18 protein-coding genes and 5 pseudogenes are annotated in these 18,874 nt (G+C 63.7%); 15 read left to right on the top strand and 8 right to left on the bottom strand.

The genetic code is table 11. The features are described from left to right. The first annotated feature begins 187 nt into the window (after positions 1–187). The 4 genes from C479_RS06195 to C479_RS06180 all read left to right on the top strand — a co-directional run bounded on the left by C479_RS06195 (position 188) and on the right by C479_RS06180 (position 3,345). Positions 188–1,255 (top strand): ABC transporter permease, encoded by a 1,068-nt coding sequence (locus C479_RS06195; RefSeq protein ID WP_007699506.1) that lies wholly within the window; start codon positions 188–190, stop codon positions 1,253–1,255. Position 1,256: 1 nt separating this feature from the next. Beyond that, a complete protein-coding gene (locus C479_RS06190; protein WP_007699504.1) occupies positions 1,257–2,105 on the top strand; it encodes an ATP-binding cassette domain-containing protein in 849 nt (282 codons plus the stop codon). Between the two features lie 71 nt (positions 2,106–2,176). After that, positions 2,177–2,482, top strand: coding sequence for an Hsp20/alpha crystallin family protein (locus C479_RS06185; RefSeq protein WP_007699500.1), 306 nt, complete (start codon positions 2,177–2,179; stop codon positions 2,480–2,482). A gap of 86 nt (positions 2,483–2,568) precedes the next feature. Further along, positions 2,569–3,345: a hypothetical protein gene (locus C479_RS06180; protein ID WP_049907119.1), complete on the top strand. Its 777-nt coding sequence runs from the start codon at positions 2,569–2,571 to the stop codon at positions 3,343–3,345. Between the two features lie 33 nt (positions 3,346–3,378). On the opposite strand, the gene C479_RS06175 is transcribed toward C479_RS06180, so the two are convergent. Further along, a complete protein-coding gene (locus C479_RS06175) occupies positions 3,379–3,594 on the bottom strand; it encodes a hypothetical protein (protein WP_007699495.1) in 216 nt (71 codons plus the stop codon). A gap of 120 nt (positions 3,595–3,714) precedes the next feature. On the opposite strand from C479_RS06175, the gene C479_RS06170 reads away from it, so the two are divergent. After that, a complete protein-coding gene (locus C479_RS06170; RefSeq protein ID WP_007699492.1) occupies positions 3,715–4,131 on the top strand; it encodes a universal stress protein in 417 nt (138 codons plus the stop codon). A 48-nt stretch (positions 4,132–4,179) separates the two neighbouring features. Here the strand turns inward: C479_RS06170 and C479_RS06165 are convergent, their stop codons facing one another. Beyond that, positions 4,180–5,073 (bottom strand): mechanosensitive ion channel family protein, encoded by an 894-nt coding sequence (locus C479_RS06165; RefSeq protein ID WP_007699489.1) that lies wholly within the window; start codon positions 5,071–5,073, stop codon positions 4,180–4,182. Positions 5,074–5,102: 29 nt separating this feature from the next. After that, positions 5,103–6,506, bottom strand: a complete 1,404-nt coding sequence (locus tag C479_RS06160; protein WP_007699487.1) for a metallophosphoesterase family protein — start codon at positions 6,504–6,506, stop codon at positions 5,103–5,105. A 444-nt stretch (positions 6,507–6,950) separates the two neighbouring features. On the opposite strand from C479_RS06160, the pseudogene C479_RS17085 reads away from it, so the two are divergent. The 7 genes and pseudogenes from C479_RS17085 to C479_RS06140 all read left to right on the top strand — a co-directional run. Continuing rightward, positions 6,951–7,601 (top strand): annotated as a pseudogene (locus C479_RS17085) (S8 family serine peptidase); the annotation flags it as partial. 64 nt (positions 7,602–7,665) lie between these two features. Further along, positions 7,666–8,355: pseudogene (locus C479_RS17115) on the top strand (S8 family serine peptidase); the annotation flags it as partial. Between the two features lie 28 nt (positions 8,356–8,383). Further along, a pseudogene (locus C479_RS17075) lies at positions 8,384–9,064 on the top strand (PKD domain-containing protein); the annotation flags it as partial. Between the two features lie 504 nt (positions 9,065–9,568). Continuing rightward, a pseudogene (locus tag C479_RS16975) lies at positions 9,569–10,147 on the top strand (S8 family serine peptidase); the annotation flags it as partial. Continuing rightward, positions 10,047–11,576, top strand: coding sequence for a S8 family serine peptidase (locus tag C479_RS06150; protein WP_338034089.1), 1,530 nt, complete (start codon positions 10,047–10,049; stop codon positions 11,574–11,576). The pseudogene C479_RS16975 and the gene C479_RS06150, both read left to right, overlap by 101 nt. A gap of 213 nt (positions 11,577–11,789) precedes the next feature. Then, entirely contained in the window at positions 11,790–12,008 is a 219-nt protein-coding gene (locus tag C479_RS06145) for a ribbon-helix-helix domain-containing protein (protein ID WP_007699481.1), read from the top strand. Next, positions 12,009–12,326, top strand: coding sequence for a type II toxin-antitoxin system RelE family toxin (locus tag C479_RS06140; RefSeq protein WP_007699478.1), 318 nt, complete (start codon positions 12,009–12,011; stop codon positions 12,324–12,326). It abuts the gene before it with no gap. A gap of 16 nt (positions 12,327–12,342) precedes the next feature. On the opposite strand, the pseudogene C479_RS15795 reads toward C479_RS06140, so the two are convergent. Continuing rightward, a pseudogene (locus C479_RS15795) lies at positions 12,343–12,474 on the bottom strand (7-cyano-7-deazaguanine synthase); the annotation flags it as partial. Positions 12,475–12,573: 99 nt separating this feature from the next. On the opposite strand from C479_RS15795, the gene C479_RS06135 reads away from it, so the two are divergent. Together C479_RS06135 and C479_RS06130 are read left to right on the top strand one after the other, a co-directional pair. Further along, positions 12,574–12,918 carry a nucleotidyltransferase domain-containing protein gene (locus C479_RS06135; protein ID WP_007699476.1) on the top strand — a complete coding sequence of 115 codons (345 nt, stop codon included), beginning with the start codon at positions 12,574–12,576 and terminating at the stop codon, positions 12,916–12,918. Continuing rightward, entirely contained in the window at positions 12,911–13,300 is a 390-nt protein-coding gene (locus tag C479_RS06130) for a HEPN domain-containing protein (protein ID WP_007699472.1), read from the top strand. Before C479_RS06135 ends, C479_RS06130 begins: the two co-directional genes overlap by 8 nt. Before the next feature lie 57 nt (positions 13,301–13,357). On the opposite strand, the gene queC is transcribed toward C479_RS06130, so the two are convergent. The 4 genes from queC to C479_RS06110 form a co-directional block, all read right to left on the bottom strand. Beyond that, positions 13,358–14,095 (bottom strand): 7-cyano-7-deazaguanine synthase QueC, encoded by a 738-nt coding sequence (gene queC, locus C479_RS06125; protein WP_007699471.1) that lies wholly within the window; start codon positions 14,093–14,095, stop codon positions 13,358–13,360. Between the two features lie 2 nt (positions 14,096–14,097). Next, the gene (locus tag C479_RS06120) at positions 14,098–14,952 is read right to left on the bottom strand and encodes a 7-carboxy-7-deazaguanine synthase QueE (RefSeq protein WP_007699469.1); all 855 of its coding nucleotides are present in this window, start codon (positions 14,950–14,952) and stop codon (positions 14,098–14,100) included. Next, entirely contained in the window at positions 14,952–15,416 is a 465-nt protein-coding gene (locus C479_RS06115; protein ID WP_007699466.1) for a 6-pyruvoyl trahydropterin synthase family protein, read from the bottom strand. Before C479_RS06115 ends, C479_RS06120 begins: the two co-directional genes overlap by 1 nt. 279 nt (positions 15,417–15,695) lie before the next feature. Then, positions 15,696–16,409: a hypothetical protein gene (locus C479_RS06110; RefSeq protein ID WP_007699463.1), complete on the bottom strand. Its 714-nt coding sequence runs from the start codon at positions 16,407–16,409 to the stop codon at positions 15,696–15,698. A 167-nt stretch (positions 16,410–16,576) separates the two neighbouring features. On the opposite strand from C479_RS06110, the gene C479_RS06105 reads away from it, so the two are divergent. Further along, positions 16,577–17,824 carry a hypothetical protein gene (locus tag C479_RS06105; RefSeq protein ID WP_007699462.1) on the top strand — a complete coding sequence of 416 codons (1,248 nt, stop codon included), beginning with the start codon at positions 16,577–16,579 and terminating at the stop codon, positions 17,822–17,824. Positions 17,825–18,874: the final 1,050 nt, after the last annotated feature.

Below are 18,874 nucleotides of genomic sequence, written 5' to 3'. Positions count from 1 at the left end.
CGCTCAGAGATGTGTATAAGAGACAGCTATTAACTTCATGCTCTCTCAGTACGAGTCCGAAATGGACGCCACAGAAAAAGAACTGATCGACAAACTTGACACCGAGACCGACGGGTCCATGCTCGTCGTCACCTGGGACGCGAGCGTCGACACGCTGATCGAACTGGCGAACGAGCAGTAACGCGCCGTGGACGTCCGTGCCCTCCTTCGGAAGGAAGCGCTCACCGTTCGACGCAACGCCGGCCTGTTCGTCGTCGTCCTCGTTCTCCTGCCGGCGATGCTCACCGGCGTGACCGGCGTCTACGAACGGTCGATTCCGGAAGACGTCCCCGTGGGCGTCGTCCCGGCCGACGACAACACCAGCGAGACCGAACTCGCGGTCACGCGAACTGGCGTCGACTCCTTCGCAACACCGGTCGCCTACGACACGCGCGCCGCTGCCAGAGACGGACTGGCCCGTGAGGAGGTCTACCTCGTCGTGGCGGTGCCGCCCGATCTGGGCACCGAGGGGGCCGACGTGGAATTTACCGTCGTCACCGACCGGACGATGGTCCCGTTCGAGGAACCCGCCAACCTCTCGGTGGCCGCCCTCGACCGTCGACTCGACGACGCGCTCGTCTCCGATGTCACCGTCACGCACGACCGGATCGGCGACCAGCGCGTCCTCACGGCGTACCTGATTCCGGTCTGTCTGGTGGCGTTCGTGCTCGTCTACGGCCTGGTGTTCGTCCCGTACCAGGTCCGCTCGGAACGACTGGTCCTCGATCGGCTACAGACGACGTCCCGGCTAGAGACCGTTCTCGCGACGAAGATTGCGTTTTACGGCGCGTTGACGATCGTTCCGATCGCCGTCGCCGCGCTGGTGGCGTCGTGGATGGGTTTCGATATCGCGACCCTCTCGGTCTTCTCGTTCGTGAGCCTCATACTCACGTTCGTTCTCGTCGCCGCGGTCGGCCTGACGGTCCTGTTCGCCATGCGATTGCGCCGGCTGGCACTGTTCGCCAACGTCGGACTGCTCTTCGCCCTGCTCTCGCTCTCTGCCGTCGTCTATCCGGTCGGCTTCTTCTCGCCCACTCGCAAGGCGATCGCTCGAACCCTCCCGACCCACTACGCGACGGTGACGACCCGGAGCGCGATGTTACGAGACGCACCGATGGCGCTGTACGCGGATTACCTGCTCTGGGTGGCCGGCGCGGCCGTCCTCGCGCTGGGCGGGCTGGTGCTGGCGCTCGGCTACTATCGACGGAGGCAATGAGATGGTCGATCACGACAACACAGGCTCGACAGGTGACGACTCGGCCTCGCAAGTACCCGATTCGCCCTCGACGGCCCCCGGCGCCATCCCACCGGGCCACGACGATTCGACCCCGCCGGAACGCGACGGTGCATCCCCGATGGCACGCGACGAGCCGATCCCGATGGCACACGAACCGATGGTCGACGATGCGGCGGCCCGTGTCTTCCTCGTCGGTGTGACCAAACGCTACGGTTCGACGACGGCACTCGAGGACGTGATCTTCACGACCGAACCCGGGACGATTCACGGGCTCGTCGGGCCGAACGGCTCGGGAAAGACGACGGTACTCCGCCTCATCGCGGGGCTCGCGAATCCGACGACGGGTCGAATCTCGCGTCCCGCCGGCGCCACCGGCTACAGCTTCCAGGAGCCACGCTTTTTCCCCGACCTGACGGTCCGCGAGAACCTCTCGGTCTTCCGCTCGCTCGCGGACGACCCCGAACCCGTCTCCTGGGTCGAGACGCTGCTGTCCGCCCTCCGACTCGAACCCGTCGAGACCAGGCGTGCTCGCGACCTCTCCGGCGGCTTTCGTAAGAAGCTCGACCTCGCCCTGGCGCTGCTTGACCGGCCACAGCTCCTGTTGCTCGACGAACCCCTCGCCGACGTCGATCGGTTCTCTCGCCGAAAGATCCGGTCGTTCCTCACGTCGTACGCGACCGACGATCGGACGATTCTTATCTCTTCACACAACGGCGACGAGTTCGCCGATGCCTACGATCGACTCACGGTCCTCGTCGACGGCACCGTCAGGGCCGACGGCGCACCCGACGACGAGCAGGTCGCCGCATTTCGCGAGTACTACAGCTGAGGCGGGTGCGCTACCGGGACCTGTACACGTTCAGGCGAGGAGTGATGGTCACGCAGGCGTGAGCGATTCTCGTGTCCACCGTTTCGCCCCGCCTTGCAAATCGACCGACGCAGTACTACTACGACTCTGCGACCGACCGGATCGACGTCGTCGTCGACGTCTCGCCGGCCGAACGCGACGACCTGACCGTCCTCGTCGGTGACGACCGTCTCGAACTCAGAATCGACGGACCCGACGGCCCCGACGAGCGAGCGTTCCGGACGCCGTCGGCCGACTGGGCCTTCGGTGACGAGCACGACGCGGTCTACAACAACGGCGTGCTCACGATCTCCGTCGAGACGGAAGCCGACGCCGACGACGCGGAGATTATCGACTGAGTCGACTCGATCGCTGGCCGTCTCCCGTGGTCAGCGCGCTCCGAGAGGCGGGACACTCTTAGTAGTGGCGGACACTGGACTTACCAATGAGTTGGGAGGAGCAGTGGCCGGGTGAGCCGTACCAGGTTTCCGAGGCCGGGCGAGTGCCGGACGTCTCGCCGTTCCGGGTGGCGTTGAAGCGGTCGGCGTGTGCGGCGGCCGCGGAGATCGAGACGCTTCGACAGAGCGCCGGCGAGGTGCTCAGCTACGACAGCCGGGCCGACGCCGTCGCGAAGCTGATCCACGCGGTCGACTGTCCGGGCCTTCGATTCCAGGAACCGGCGCCGAACGATCCCGCCGACGTGGACGCCTATCTGGTCAAGGTCAGAGACCCGCGTCCGTCGGCCGCGGCACGCGGCGACCCCGCGACCGGCTGGACGTTCGACACGCGCGCCCAGCAGGTCGGCGCGCTCGCGGAGGCACTGTTCGACGCGTACCGCTACGATCCGCCGCCGATCGTCGCCTACGCTGCGCGTGACCTCGAACGCGACCCCGATACGTTTCGCGTGCGCGTCGACGACGACCCCGACCGTGTCGGCGGGCTCGACCCCGACCTGGACGGTGCGTGGCATCCGGACGTGGCCTTCACTGTCCGCGACCGGGATGAGGGGGGCGACGACGCTGGTCGCGTCCTCAAACGCTACGTCGCCGAGGTGAAGCACGGCTCGACCAGTTTCGAGCGCAACCAGCGCGACGGGATGGTGCGGCTGGCCGAACGCGACGCCAAACTCGACGTCCTCCTCGTTCGGGTCGACCTCTCGGGAATTCCGCAGTCCTACGATTTGACGATCCGCGCGATCGACGCCGGTGGACTGTCGGGGTAACTCGTCGAATCCGGTCGGTACGAACGGAACGAGTTAGTTGCTGCCCTCTTCGTCGAGCAATCCGAGATCGTCGACGACGAGGTCCGCCAGTTGGTCTTTGAGCGCGGGATCCACGTCGGCGACCGCGTCGCCATCGTGGTGGCGGTCGTTGTGGGCGTCGATCGCGTCGGCGACGTCGTCGATCGAGACGCGGGAAGACGTCTCACAGGACGGGCAGACGATGGGAACCGTGGGCTCGTCGTCGGGCATTACTGACACGAGGGGTGCGGAGTGACAAAATCTCACTGGTCGTCGACGGGACTCGAATGTGACGACGAGGTTGCGAGTGCAGGCTTCGCCCGTATCCGACGGGCCGTCGAGGGAGGCCGTATGTACGACCACGTGCTGGTTCCGACGGACGGGAGCGAATCCTCGACGCGCGCGGCCGAGCACGCGATCTCGCTCGCGGCGATGCTCGACTCGACCGTCCACGCGCTATCGGTGATCGAGGGGACCGGACAGAGCCAGCGCGATCAGTTGCGAACCGATCCGGAGAGCGAGGCCAGGGATGCCGTCGAGGCCGTCGAACGCGGCGCGACGGCCGAGGGTGTCTCCGTGACGACGACGCTTCGCGAGGGACCGCCAGCGGACGCGATTCGCGACCAGGTCGCCGCTGCGGACGCCGACTTGATCGTGATGGGGACGGACAATCGAAGCGGGTTGGACCGGGTGCTGAAGCCGAGCGTCGCCGAGGACGTGAAAGAACACGCGACGATCCCGGTGCTGACGGTGCCGAATCCGGTGTAACGTCGGCGGGACACAGTGAGAGACGGGTCGAATATGGGACGCCGGTTTTCAGGGGGGAGAACTATCGAGTGTCGGTTTCTCTTCCCACTCGTCGACGGTGACCGACCCGGTGAGTTCAGTCGTCGGGTAGGGGAAGTCGATGTCGTCTTCTTCGTCGAGTCGTTTCTTCACCGCCTCGACGAACGCGGCTTTCGTCGCATTCGGGACCTGATCGCTGGGATCGATCCAGATGCGGCCCGTGAGAACGACCGCCGAGCCGCCAAGGTCGGTCACCGGGGCGGCGGGGGCGGGTTCGTCGAGGACGCCGTCGATTTCGTGTGCGGCATCGATGATAGCCTCGCGGGCGCGGTCGATGTCGTCACCGTAGCCGATGCCGAAGTCGTAGCCGATGCGGACCCGGTCGTTGGCCGTCGGGTTAGTCACCGCGGCGTTGGCCAGGTCCGCGTTGGGGACGGTGACCAGTTCGTTGTCGAACGTCTCGACTTTGGTCACCCGGAGGTCGATGTCGCGAACGATGCCGCCCTCGTCGTCCCACTTGATCCAGTCGCCGATGGTGAACGGCTTGTCCTGCAGGATGAAGATGCCCGCGACGAAGTTGGCGATCAGGTCCTGCGTGGCGAAGCCGATCGCCAGCGCCAGCGCGCCGCCGAGGATCGCGAACGCCGAGAGGACGACGCCGAACCCGGCGATCGTCGCGGCGAGGGCGACGGCCACGACCGCGACCACGATACCGGTGACGCGAACGGCGGTTCTGACGATCGCCCGTTCGAAGCCTCGTCGCTGGAGACTCTCGCGGACGATCCGGAGCACGACCAGCTTTCCGAGGCCGTAGAGGACGACGAACGAGACGACGAACAGGAGCGCCGTGACCGCCGCGTCGACGACGGCCGGGACGATCGCCGACGTATCGAGCGCTGCCATCGTCTGTAGTGGGGTGTGCATGTTCGTCACCCCCTCTCTGCTGGCGGTAGTTATTCCTGCTGTTCGTTCACGGGGTCCGGACCTGTCCCCGTTGTCTCCCCGGGAACGGACGATTCGGGCTCACTCCGGTCCAGCTCGACGACGTGGCGCTCCGGCAGGTCGGGGTCCGGTTTCCGACCGAGCGTCAGGAGGCGTTCGGTGAGGGTGAGTTCCTCGGGGGCGGGGTTCGGCTTCTCGATGGGCTGGAACTCGACGGCGATCCCGTCGGTGTCGGCGGCGATTCTGACGGCGGCGAGCTGGTACGACGGGTAGAAGACCGGTGGGAGGAGCCCCGTGACGCCGTCTCGTCGGTGCAGGCGCTTCAGCCAGGTCCCGCTGTTGACGAGGCAGATACCGTCGACCGCGGTGACGTCCGGGCGGTGCGTGTGTCCGTAACAGAAGACGGCCGTCTCCGGGCGTTCGGCGGCGAGCTCGCGGGCGGCTGCCTCGTACGGCTTCGCCGCGTCGACGGTCACGTCACCGTCGAAGAGCCCGAATCGATCGATCGTCCGCTTGATGTCCTGCTGGATGAAGTACAGCGGAACGGCGACTAGCAGCAGGATGCCGGCCAGCGCCACGTTGATCGCGAGAACGAGGTACGCCACCGTTCCGGGTCGACCGAACTGCCCGAGAAATCCCTGGACGGCGTCCGTCGGCATCGCGTAGACGCCGGCGACGTCGAGGCCGACGAGGATCGCCAGCAGGGCGGTGACGTTGAAGAGCAACAGGAACGGCACGAGCGCGTATCGGAGGAGCGGGTGCATCTCGCGATAGACGTACTTCGAGAGGACCCACAGCGGCATCCACTCGGTCGGTGTGACCGCCTGGATGTCCTTCAGCCAGTTGAACCGGCCGCGGTCCGACAGCTGGCCGGCCGTGCTCGTTACGTGCGTGTTGTAGTAGTACCCGAGGGGTCTGTCGTAGGGGTTTCCCCAGTCGTCGATGCGGTTGTTGGGATCGCGCTGGTGGCCGTGCTCGAAGTGGATCTCCCGGCCGGCGAGCGGCCGGGTGATCGACTTCGTCTGGACGAGGTCGACGTTATACGCGGCGAATCGATCGACGTAGGTGTCGTAGGCCGCCAGTTCGTGGTCGTGGTTGCCGGGGACCAGTGTGATCGTGACCGCTTCGCCAGTCGCCCGCAGTTGCTCGAAGACGGCCGGATACGTCTCGACCAGCGCGTCGAACTTCGCCGGCCCGTCGAGTTCGGTCAGCTCCCAGAGGCCGAACGCGTCGCCGTTTATCACCAGTTCGGTCTCTTCGTCCGTCTCTTCGAGCGATTCGAGGAAGGTGAGCAGTTCCTCCCGAAACTCGATGTCCTCTAGCTGTTCGTCACCACCGATGTGGAGGTCGCTGATGACGTAGTAGACCCGATCGTCGGCGCCGGGGTGGGCTTCCCCGTCGGCCTGGGTCGTCATTGTCACCGGAGACTGGCGGGAGCCTCAAAGCTGTTATTGCTTGGTGACGTGGAGCGGGAACGCGCTTCGACACGTGGGTGATGGCTACCCTGGCTCGGGCGCACCAGCCGCGCGTGGCTGTCGTGGTGCGCGCGGCAGCTATCTATCGGCGTTCGTCGATGCATCGCTCATCGCAACTGCCGTTCCTCGTTGCCCAGTAGTGACCGATATGCCCCTTCTGGGTGCCAGAGCACTCGTCTCGCTGATTCACTGCAATGGTTTCGTTGGCCGTCTGAGTGTCACGATGTGTTGGCAAGCATTAGCCGATACCGACGGTGACAACCATTTCAATCAAATGAAAAACCGATGGTCAATTTATTAGCCATTAGACAGTACCAATTGCGATATCAATAGGAGTCACTCCCGTCTGGTGTTTCTCTCTAAATTCTGTAGGATGATTATACTATGGAGGGGGATAATGAATTCGCCGACGTTCACGAACATTTTACTTACTTCGATAGCTGGTATTCGGTAGCCATGTCAGGTGATGGCACCCACGATATCGATCGACGTACCGTCCTTCAGACAGCCGCAGCGACTGGGGCCTTCCTCGGTCTCGGTGGCGTCGTTTCGGCGACGCCCGGTCGCGAACCCGGCCCGAAGGAAGACGAAATTTTGGTCGGGAAGAGCAACACCGTCGGCATCGCGAGCGCGCGGTCGACGGTCGAGTCCGCGCTCCCGGCGGAAGCTTCGGTCGTTCACGAGAACGAGACACTCGGCTACATGGCGGTCAAGGTACCGGACGACGGCCCGAGCACGCAGGCTTCGGTCATCGAGCGTCTCGAACGTCAGCCGGGCATCGAGTACGCAGAGCGCAACAAGACCATGCACGCGCTCTACGAGCCGAACGACCCGCGATTCAGTGAGCAGTACGCGCCACAGCAGGTGCGTGCGGATCAGGCCTGGGACACGACGATGGGATCGATGGACGTCACCATCGCCGTGGTCGACCAGGGGGTCGACTACACGCACCCCGACCTCGCCGACCGATTCGAGGGCGACGAGGGTTACGACCACGTCGATGACGACGACGATCCGGCACCCGTCGTCGATTCGGAGAACCACGGCACGCACGTCGGTGGCTGTGCGGCCGCGACGACCGACAACAACGAGGGGNGACGATCCGGCACCCGTCGTCGATTCGGAGAACCACGGCACGCACGTCGGTGGCTGTGCGGCCGCGACGACCGACAACAACGAGGGGACCGCCGGGGTCTCGAACTGTCGACTCATCTCCGGGCGTGCGCTCGGCTCGGACGGCAGCGGATCGCTGTCGGACATCGCCGATGCGATCGAGTGGGCGGCCAACCAGGGCGCCGACATCATCAACCTCTCGCTCGGCGGCGGTGGGGAGACTGAGACCGGTCGCAGCGCGATCAACCACGCGTACGAAAACGGCGCGCTGCCGATCGCGGCAGCTGGCAACGACTACGGCTCGCCCGTGGGCTACCCAGCGGCGTACGACAACTGTGTCGCGGTCTCGGCGCTCGACGAGAACGAGAACATCGCGAACTTCTCGAACTACGGGCCGAACATCAACGTGGCTGCCCCCGGGGCGAACGTCCTCGCACCCGTCCCTGGTGGCGGCTACGAGACGCTGTCGGGCACTTCGATGGCGTGTCCGGTTGCCTCCGGTGTCGCCGCACTCGGCAAGTCCGCCCACCCGGATCTCTCGGTCCAGGAACTCTGGGACCGACTCGAGAGCACGGCCGTCGACGTCGATCTCCCGTCGGACCAGCAGGGTTCGGGTCGCGTCGACGCGGCGAACATCGTCGACGGTGGCGGCGGTGGCCAACCAGGCAACCCGACCGCGAGCTTCGGCTTCACCCCGTCCGANGGACCAGCAGGGTTCGGGTCGCGTCGACGCGGCGAACATCGTCGACGGTGGCGGCGGTGGCCAACCAGGCAACCCGACCGCGAGCTTCGGCTTCACCCCGTCCGACCCCGAAGTCGACGAGACCGTCTCCTTCGACGCCAGTGGATCCTCAGCACCCGATGGCGGGAGTATCAGCGGCTACGAGTGGGACTTCGGTGACGGCTCGACAGCCACCGGTGTGACTGCAGACCACCGCTTCGCATCCGAGGGCGACTACTCGGTTACCCTGACCGTGACCGCCGACAACGGCAACACGGACACGTCGACGCAGACGGTCGCCGTCGGCGGCGACGGCGGTGGCGGCCAGTGTGGTGCCGAGACGAGCTCCGACACCGTCTCGGGCTCGCTCAGCGGCGGCTGGTGGGGCAACGGCAGCGACAACTACACCTACTCGCTGGACACGGCGAACCCGTGCCAGGCGACGGTGACGCTGTCCGGTCCGTCGTCGGCCGACTTCGACCTCTACCTCACGCTCGATGGCCGCACGCCGACGACCTCGGACTACGACGAGGTGTCGTACTCGCCGGACAGCCAGGAAGAGATCACCGTCGATCTCTCGGGCGACGAAGAGCTCGGCCTGCTCGTGGACGCCTACTCGGGCAGCGGCGACTACACGATGACCGTCGAGGAACTCGGACAGTAACGGCGCACCGATCTCCGAGGCTGTCCCAGCGGCGGATCTGCGTCGGGCCCACGCGGATCCGCTCCACGTTCTGGCACCACACACCCTCGCTTTGGCCACTTCACACTGGCCACTTCACACGGATCGATTGCTGGTTCTACGGTCGGCCTCGTTGCGTACGCGGGAATCGAAACTGGCAGAGTCGAATTGCAGCCCTCGATAGTGTGGCCAGCTGGGAAGCGGCCGCTGCCCCTCGTGGTACTTCGGCTCGAACTGCCGGTCGCTGTCACGCGTCGGGACCTCTGACCACAGCCGATTTCCAAACGTTACTATCCGGACAGTTAATAATAAACTCTGTATCATAACACAAGAATAAAACACTAGCTGACGTCACGATTTCTGACGGAGGTGCCGCTTGCCATTTTCAATTATGATGTGTTGTTTGATTATTACTTTGGAATTAATAATGAATTCACCGAAGTTCACGAAGATTTTACTTACGTCGCCGGATGGTATTCAGTACCTATGTCAGGTGATGGCAACCACGACATCGGTCGACGAACAGTACTCAAATCGACTGCGGCAACCGGCGCGTTCCTCGGCCTCGGTGGGGCCGTCTCGGCGACGCCCGGTCGCGAGCCCGGCCCGAAGGAAGACGAGATTCTCGTCGGGAAGAGCGACACTGTCGGCATCGCGAGCGCGCGGTCGACGGTCGAATCGGCGCTCCCGGCGGAAGCTTCGGTCGTTCACGAGAACGATTCGCTCGGCTACATGGCGGTGAAGGTACCGGACGACGGCCCGAGCACGCAGGATTCGGTCATCGAGCGTCTCGAACGTCAGCCGGGCATCGAGTACGCGGAACCGAACTACACGCTCGAAGCATTCTACGAGCCGAACGATCCGCAGTTCGGGTCGCAGTACGCACCACAGCAGGTCCGTGCGGACCAGGCCTGGGACACGACGCTTGGGTCGATGGACGTCACCATCGCCGTGGTCGACCAGGGTGTCGACTACACGCACCCCGACCTCGCCGACCGATTCGAGGGCGACGAAGGGTACGACTTCGTCGACAACGACGACGATCCGGCACCCGTCGTCGATTCGGAGAACCACGGCACGCACGTCGGTGGCTGTGCGGCCGCGACGACCGACAACAACGAGNGATCCGGCACCCGTCGTCGATTCGGAGAACCACGGCACGCACGTCGGTGGCTGTGCGGCCGCGACGACCGACAACAACGAGGGGACCGCGGGGATCTCGAACTGTCGACTCATCTCCGGGCGCGCGCTCGGCTCGGGCGGCAGTGGGTCGATGGCCGACATCGCCGACGCGATCCAGTGGGCAGCCGACCAGGGCGCCGATATCGTCAACATGTCTCTCGGTGGCGGTGGCGCCAGCGACACCGGTCGGAATGCGATCGACTACGCGTACAACAACGGCACGCTCCCGATCGCAGCGGCGGGTAACGATTACGGTTCGCCGGTGTCCTACCCCGCAGCCTACGATAACTGTGTCGCGGTCTCGGCCGTCGACCAGAATGAGCAGATCGCGAATTTCTCGAACTACGGGCCGAACGTCAACGTCGCCGCGCCCGGCGTCGACGTGCTCGCACCCGTCCCTGGTGGCGGTTACGAAGGCCTTTCGGGCACCTCGATGGCGTGTCCGGTCACCTCCGGTGTGGCCGCACTCGGCAAGTCCGCCCACCCCGATTTGTCGGTCCAGGAACTCTGGGACCGCCTGGAAGAGACCGCAGTGGACATCGGGCTCCCGTCGGACCAGCAGGGTTCGGGTCGCGTCGACGCGGCGAACATCGTCGACGGTGGCGGCGGTGGCCAACCAGGCAACCCGANGGACCAGCAGGGTTCGGGTCGCGTCGACGCGGCGAACATCGTCGACGGTGGCGGCGGTGGCCAACCAGGCAACCCGACCGCGAGCTTCGGCTTCACCCCGTCCGATCCCGAGGTCGACGAGACCGTCGCGTTCGACGCCAGCGGCTCCACGCCGCCAGAGGGTGGCTCGATCACCGCCTACGAGTGGGACCTCGGTGACGGCGCGACCAAGAGCGGCCAGACGATCGATCACCGCTTCGCGTCCGAGGGTGACTACTCGGTCGAACTCACCGTGACCGCCGACAACGGCAACACGGACACGTCGACGCAGACGGTCGCCGTCGGCGGCGACGGCGGTGGCGGTCAGTGTGGTGCCGAGACGAGCTCCGACACGGTCTCGGGCTATCTGAGTGGCGGCTGGTGGGGCAACGGCAGCGACAACTACACCTACTCGCTGGACACGGCGAACCCGTGCCAGGCGACGGTGACGCTCTCCGGGCCCTCGTCGGCTGACTTCGACCTCTACCTCACGTACGACGGTCGGACGCCGACGACCTACGATTACGACGAGGTGTCGTACTCGCCGGACAGCCAGGAAGAGATCACCGTCGATCTCTCGGGCGACGAAGAGCTCGGCCTGCTCGTCGATGCCTACTCCGGCAGCGGCTCCTACACGCTGACTGTCGACGAACTCGGTCAGTAACGCGACCGAAACGGGACGCGTCAGTTCGCACGCAGTTTTTTTTTGTGACGGCTCGATCCGCTGCAATCGATCGGTTCTGTGTAGGTAATCGGATCCTGTTCGCCGATCTCTCGGACCGCCTCGAGTCGACGGACGCAGGAGTCGCAGGTTCTGTGGGCAATTTCATTGGCGGAAGGTTTTTTCGTCCACCGAGTGTAACACACTAGTAACACGATGAGCACACTCAACGTCAAAATCCCGGACGAGATGGAAGACGATCTCGAAACGTTCCTCGAAGATCATCCGCACTATCTGAACAAGAGCGAACTGGCTCGTGACGCCCTGCGACACCTCCTGGATTCTCCACGGCTGTCCCAGCGAACCCTGGCCGACGACCGCCTTTCTCGCGAGCAGATCGACGCTGGTGACGTCGTCGCGCTCGACGACGTATAGATGGCGGCTGTCTTTTTCACCGAACGTGGGAAGGAGCGTCTCGACGAACAAGACGCGGAAACAAAAGAACGGATCACCAAGAAACTACGCGAAAGTCGTGACTGGCCCGATCACTTCCTGAAGCCGCTGACCGGGCGCGATGACTACGTCCTCCGTGTCGGTGACTACCGCGTTCTCATCGACTGGCGGAAAAATACCGACGAAGGCACCGAAGATGGGCTCCGTGATGGCGGCGGTGAGACTGAAACCGACGGTGGCGATGCGCTGTACGTGAAGTCGGTCGGTCATCGACGGAATTTCTACGACCGAGAGACGTGATACTCTCAGTGAGCAGCTACTCGCCGACTAGTGGTTTTCCGTACGCGATCGGACCCCGTTCGCCGATCTCTCGGAAGGCCTTGCGTCGACGAATGCAGGAATCACAGGTTCCGCAGGCGGGTTCCTCGTCGCGATAGCAACTCCAGGAAGTGGACAGAAGCTAAGCGAGTGTGGACGGTCGCTAGTTCGGATTGGAGTGATGGATCTACCGACGAGGATTTATGCCAGTCGACCTCGAACGATACGTATGGAACCGCCTGCCGAGACGACCCACAGACGGGCGGCAGCCGCCTTCGGCCGATCGGTACGCGATCGATTCGACGACGAACTCGAGGCGATCCACCTCTTCGGCAGCGTCGTCCGCAGGGAAGAACGGGGCGTCGATTCTGACGTCGACTTGCTCGTCGTCCTTTCGGACGACGCCGACGAGTCGCGCGTTACGGAGGAAATCCGTACTATCGCGTACGACATCGAACTCGACTACGGCGTCGTCCTTTCGCTGGTCATACGGACGCAATCGGCGCTCGAACGCGACCGGAATCAACCGTTCGTTCGGACGGTAACCCGAACCGGACAGACGTTGTATGGCTAACGCAGGCGATCCATCCGCCGAACTGGAGCTGGCGCGCGATGCGCTCGCCGACGCCCGGATTCTCCACGCTGGTGACGGGACTCGGGCCGGCGTCGTGAATCGCCTGTACTACGCCGCCTTTCACGCCGCCCAGGCTGCACTCTACGCGAACGGAACCGTGCCCACTTCTCACGGCCACGTTCGGCAAGCGTTCGGACAGGAACTCGTTCTGAACGACGATGCGACGCGGGCCGACGGCCGATTGCTGGGCGAACTGTACGATTATCGTCAACAGGCGGACTACGGTGTGGGCGACCCGCCCATCGACCCCGCGGAACTGCTCGATGACGTCGACGGATTCGTCTCACGGATGGCGAACTTCGTTTTGGGTCGAACCGAGTAGGACAGTCGTCTTCTCCCCCGACTCGCTTGTCGGTGCCAGCTTGGAGGGATCAGGATGTCAACGCTCTCGATACGCGATCGGATCCCGTTCGCCGATATCTTGGAACGCTTCGAGTCGACGAGCACAGGAGTCACAGGTTCCACAGGCCGGCTCGTCGTCGCGATAGCAACTCCAGGTCAAGTCGTAGGGAACCTCGAGCTCGCGGCCGCGAGCGGCGATGTCGGTTTTGCTGGCGTCGACGAACGGCGCCTCGATCCCGATCTCGGTGTCGTCCGCCGTGCCGGTGTCGACGACGCGCTGGAAGGCCTCGAAGAACTGCGGGCGACAGTCGGGATAGCCGCCGTGATCTTCCGAGTGGGCGCCGACGAAGACCGCGTCGCAGTCGTTGGCCTCCGCGTAGGCGACGGCCATCGAGAGGAGGTTCGCGTTCCGGAAGGGGACGTAGGTGGAGGGGATCTCGTCGGGAGTGGTGTCGGCTGCGTCCGGGACGGGCTCGTCCGCATCGTCCACGTCGGCAGCATCGGGGACGGCTCCGCTCTCGTCGGTGAGGCTCGACCCGCCGATACTGGCGAGGTGGTCCGTCTCGACGTGGTGGAACGCGGCGTCGAGTTCGTTGGCCTGCGCGCGAGCACATTCGTACTCCTTCGACTCGGTGTGCTGGCCGTAGGAGGTGTGGAGGAAATGGAGGTCGTAGCCCTGGGCGCGGGCTTCGTACGCGGTGGTCGCGCTGTCCATCCCTCCGGAGGCGAGCACGACGGCTGATCCGGGGCTGGCGGTCTGGTCTGTGTCCGTCATCGTTATCGCCCCGCTGCGTCGTCCCAGAGATCGACGTGAAGTCTTGGGGTGTATCGGAATCCGTGGGTGAGGGCGAGTTCGGCGACTTGGTTTCGATGCTCGTCGAGTGCGTCTCGGGTGGTGCCTTCGGGCATGAGGAGAACGTCGCTATTCGGGATGGAGGTGGTCGTTCTGGCACGGAGTCGCTCGAGGAGGTCGGTGATTTCCTTGAGGTCGGATTCGTCTGTGACGACGAATTTGAGCTGGCTGTCGTAGGTCTCGACGAGGTCCGTGAGTGCGTCGAGGTCGATTCTGTCGTCCTCGTGGCGCTCGGTCCAGGCGGCGACGGCGTCGGACGTCGTCTCGTTCGGATTCGTGTCGTTGGCGTCGTCCACTCCGGCCGGTAGGCGATCGGGTGTCGGCGTGCTACTCGCGAGTTTCGGGCTGATGCTCGCCAGGTCGATCGGTGCGTCTCGGTAGATCGTCCCGTTAGTCTCGACGGTGACGTGGTAGTCCAGCTCGTCCAATCGTTCGAGCAGGTCGACCGCTGCGTCGTAGATGAGGGGTTCGCCCCCGGTGAGGACGACGTGGTCGGCGTCGTGGGTTTCGACCTCGTCGACGATGTCGTCGACCGACTGCCAGGCGTGGGTCGGCTCCCACGAGGTGTGATAGGAGTCACAGAACCAGCACCGGAGGTTGCACCCGCTCGTGCGCACGAAGACTGAGGGGACGCCGGCGAGTCGGCCCTCCCCTTGGAGAGAATAGAAGAGTTCGTTGATTGGGAGGGCGTCGGCTGGTGTGGAATCTGTGGGCGGAGAATCGGACTGCTGTTCGGTGTCGGCACTCGTGAGTTCGGTCGCAGTGGTCTCGACCGGCATCAGAACCCTTCGGCGCAAAGTTCACCGCTCTCGCGTACCTGGACGGAAACGTCGGTGACAGTGTCGGGGAGGTCGGTCTCGAGACGTTTTTCGAGCAGGACGCTCATGACTTCAGCTGTGGGTGGCTGTTCGAGGACGACCAGCGCGTCATCGTCGCCCGACGCTTCGAACGCCTCGATCAGTGGATCGCCTTCTTCGACGAGGAATCGGTGATCCCACTCGGAGAATACCCCAGTAACACTTCCTTTGTCGACGACCCAGCCCTCGCGTCCAAGGTAACCCGTGATCTTCGCGGTGATCTCGTAATTGTGGCCGTGGGGCCTGGCGCACTTTCCATCGTGGTGGAGAAGCCTGTGGCCCGCACTGATTCGAATTGGGGAACCGCGACCGATGTGGAGGGTGCGGGGGGTGAGGCCGAGGGATTGGGGCGGAAGACAGTATTGGGGAATCGATGCGAGCGGCATGTAAGGATATTACTGAGAGAATACTTGAATATTATGATTGCGTGCTGTCGCGAGGGCGACGTCGATGACGAAAGCCCCTGCCGGTCTCGACTCTCCAGGTTTCGCTGCGCTCCTCGGTATCGCCTGCGGTGCTTACGTCGCCCGGGAGGGGCCGAGAGGGTGGTCGGTGGAACCGACCGCCTATACCGTGGCGGCTTCCGCCGCCACGCATGCCAGCCTTTTCATTCCCGCTCGGGCGGCTAGTCGAAGTGCTGTAGAACGTAGATCGTTCGGTTCCAGTTAGTCGACCGGTTCCGTCTCGTCGATTCGGGTTTCGAGCAGGGTCAGGAAGTTCGAGTCGTACGCTTCGTCGACGTGGTTGACGTTCCAGAGGCCCGAACTGCGAATTGGTTCGGAGGGGCAGTGGCGGCCGAGCCAATCACCTGCTCTCGGGTCGATCGGTTCGGTCTCGTAGTTGCTGACGAGCGCGATCAGGTTCGATTCGAGGTACGCGCGTTCGCTGTCCGGTCCCGGTTCGTCGTCGACGTCGATCCAGAGGAACGGAAGGTCGCGAATGCACTCGCTGACGCGGACCTCGTGATCGTGCTCGTCGAGCCGAACGTCTTTGTCCGCGCTCGATCCGACGCCCCACTCGGGATAATCGGCTTCGAGATCGTCTCTGGCGAGGAGTGCTTCGCCGACGCGTTTTCGGAAGACGGAGCCACGGTGGTTACCGCCACCGCCGTAGGTACCGCTGTTCGCGCCGCGGTGCGCCCTGAGCCGATTCCAGAGTGACGTGCCACTTCCTGAGGATACTGCGTGCGTCCCGACGCGCGTGACCCGCGGCTGGTCGGTCCCGTCCCGGGTCTCGCCGTCGGCGAAGAACACGTAGAGGCCGCGCTCCGGCCAGTCCATGTAGCCCGTGCAGTCGTCGAGCGTCTTCGCGCCGCCGACGCGGTCGTCGAGTCGATCCAGCAGGTCGTACAGTCGATCGAGATCGTCGCGTCGTCCCATCTTCGGTCAGCGGACCAATCCCTTCTATTATCTAAAGCCATCTGGCCGATTAGGGGCAGAAAACTAGGGTAATTTATGGCGGGTCTGTGATTTCGAAGTCCTGTTTGTGACCGATCCATCGTGTATCGAGTGCGAACGTTCTTGCCGTCAGCCTTCGATTTTCGGGCATGAGCAGCTCGGCAGTCTCACTTTCCGAGCCCCACGTCCTCGCGCGGACGAAGGAGGCGCTCTTTCCCGAGGACGGGGCCTCGGACACCTACGCGGTCGTTGACACGCAGTTCGCCAAGAACGAGTGGCTGTCCGGCCAGCCGCTCGATCAGCGTATCCGCGATCGGCTCTCGCCGTTCAACCACGTTCGCCTCGGCGGTGGCTATCCCGACCTCGTCGGTGTCCGAAACCTGGACAACGAGTTTCTGGCGGTGGAGCGATTTGGCGACGAGCCGCCGCTGATCGTGATCGAGGCGAAGGGCTATGACAGCAAGGAAGATGGCGTGCCGACCGAGAAGGGAATCACGCAGGCCTACGATCGGCTCGCGGAGGCCAACGTGGCCTACCTCGCGGCCCCGGCGAAGACGATTACGAAGACCGACCGGACGCTAGCCCGCGAGTTGAACGTGGGCGTGCTGGGTGTGTCCGAGCAGGGAACCGTGACGCCCATCGAGCGCCCCAGAGTCGTGGGCAACCGGACCACTTCGGACGCCACGGCGATCCGCTTCCAGGCGAGTGCGCAGGGCGTGGCCGACAAGTCCTTCTCGCTGAACCACCCGAAGAACTACCTCGGGTACGCGCTGGCGTGCTACGCCGACGGCGACACGGCAACCCTGCAAGCGAAACACGTCGTCGGCGAGGTCGACGGGTCGCGACAGGGGGCCGAGTTTCTCGGACTGGTTCACGAGCGAGACGGACATATTGAACTCACCACGCTGGGCCAGGAGGTCGTCCGCTTCGCGAAGTCAAACTACGAGACCGTTGAGGCTGCCCTTCGGGAGTTCGAAAACTGGCAACGCAGCCGGAAACGCTTCATCGACGACGAACCGCTGTGGGGCCAGCTCGCTCGGCGGATTGTCTTCGAATACAAAGCCACGACGCTCCTGGTCTCGATACTGCAGGAATTACACGAGATCGGCAACTCCTGCCCGTCGCTGGTCGAATTGGTCACGTACCTCCACGGGACGCACTCGACCTTCGCGGTGGAACTGTTCATCAAAGGCGACGAGGACGTGCGAAGTCGGGTGCTCGATGAGGATGGGGAACTGCAGACGTCCGAGTTAGCGGACGGGAACGTCTATCACTCGCCGACGGTGTTTCAACTGAAGGCGATGCTCTACCACGCCGGGATCGTGACGGAGCGTGGGAAGGAGCCGAACAAACTGGATCCGACGGACGACGTCTGGGCGCTTCGAGAACTGGTTTGAGGTATGTGATTTCCTGTCCGTTCGCCCGCTACAGCGCCCGGTCAACCACCCGGGTGGGAATAAAAGGGGCTGGCGGTCTCGGCGAGCGAGACGACGCAAGGACCACAGCGAACGAAGTGAGCGAGGACCGCAGCGAGTCGCAGCCGCCGAGAGCGTCAGGGGCTTTTGAATACTTAGCTGTCCTCGAACGGAGAATCACTTCCAAAAATCGACTTCCAGCATCCACGAACCGTTCCTTCGCTCAGAGAATTTCCACGTCCGACGGCGCGACATTACACCCACACGGCGAGACCTGACTCACCCCTGGCCCGGCGATGGTAACATTGAGTACCGGTCCGCCACAGCTCGGACAGTCGGGCGCCCATTTGGGCTCTCGCGGATAACCGTACTCCTTCCACGCCGGCACTTCCTCTTCTTCGCCTTCGCCCCTGCCTGCCTCCCCACCAGTCGCTGGTGGATCGGGATCACAGTCGTCATCAGAATCGTCCGTGTCGGGCATCGAGTCGTCTGCCTCTGATTCCTGACCAGTCTCTACAGACTCATCCCTAATTCCGCCGTCTGTCGCCATCTGGCGGTCGTTTTCGCGTGCTTCGCTCCCGGGACGCTTATGTCGGTCTGAATTGTATCCAGTCATGCTTGCATACCCCTCCATAGGTGTGGAAGCAATCGTCTCGGGTGCTCCACCACCCGGGACATTCAACTGGCAGTCCCCTGGCCTTCTGGAGACGATCGCTTCCACCAGTCAGTGCGTTGTACAGTGACTTATATCTAACTCTAATTCGGAGAATTGAACCAGAACACGAAGAAACGTAACTGAATACGGGTCTGGATTCGAATTCCGAAACCGACACGGGCTATCCACTGACCAAAGTATCGCCGACCCCGGTCGATTGTTCAGCTGTCCGTCGGGCACTCGAGGTCGAATCTGGTTTGTGTCCCGTTTGGGAGAACGAGTCTACCCTGAACGCCCTGATGGATCGGGGTCGATATCAGAGTCAGCCTCTTTCCTACGGAAGTACAAGTACGGTCGTATGTCTACCAACTTTCTGT

This window comes from Halovivax asiaticus JCM 14624, from assembly GCF_000337515.1.
Taxonomy (GTDB): Archaea; Halobacteriota; Halobacteria; order Halobacteriales; family Natrialbaceae; genus Halovivax; species Halovivax asiaticus.
Note: the sequence above shows the minus strand (reverse complement) of the source record. Positions and strands in the feature narration are given on the sequence as shown.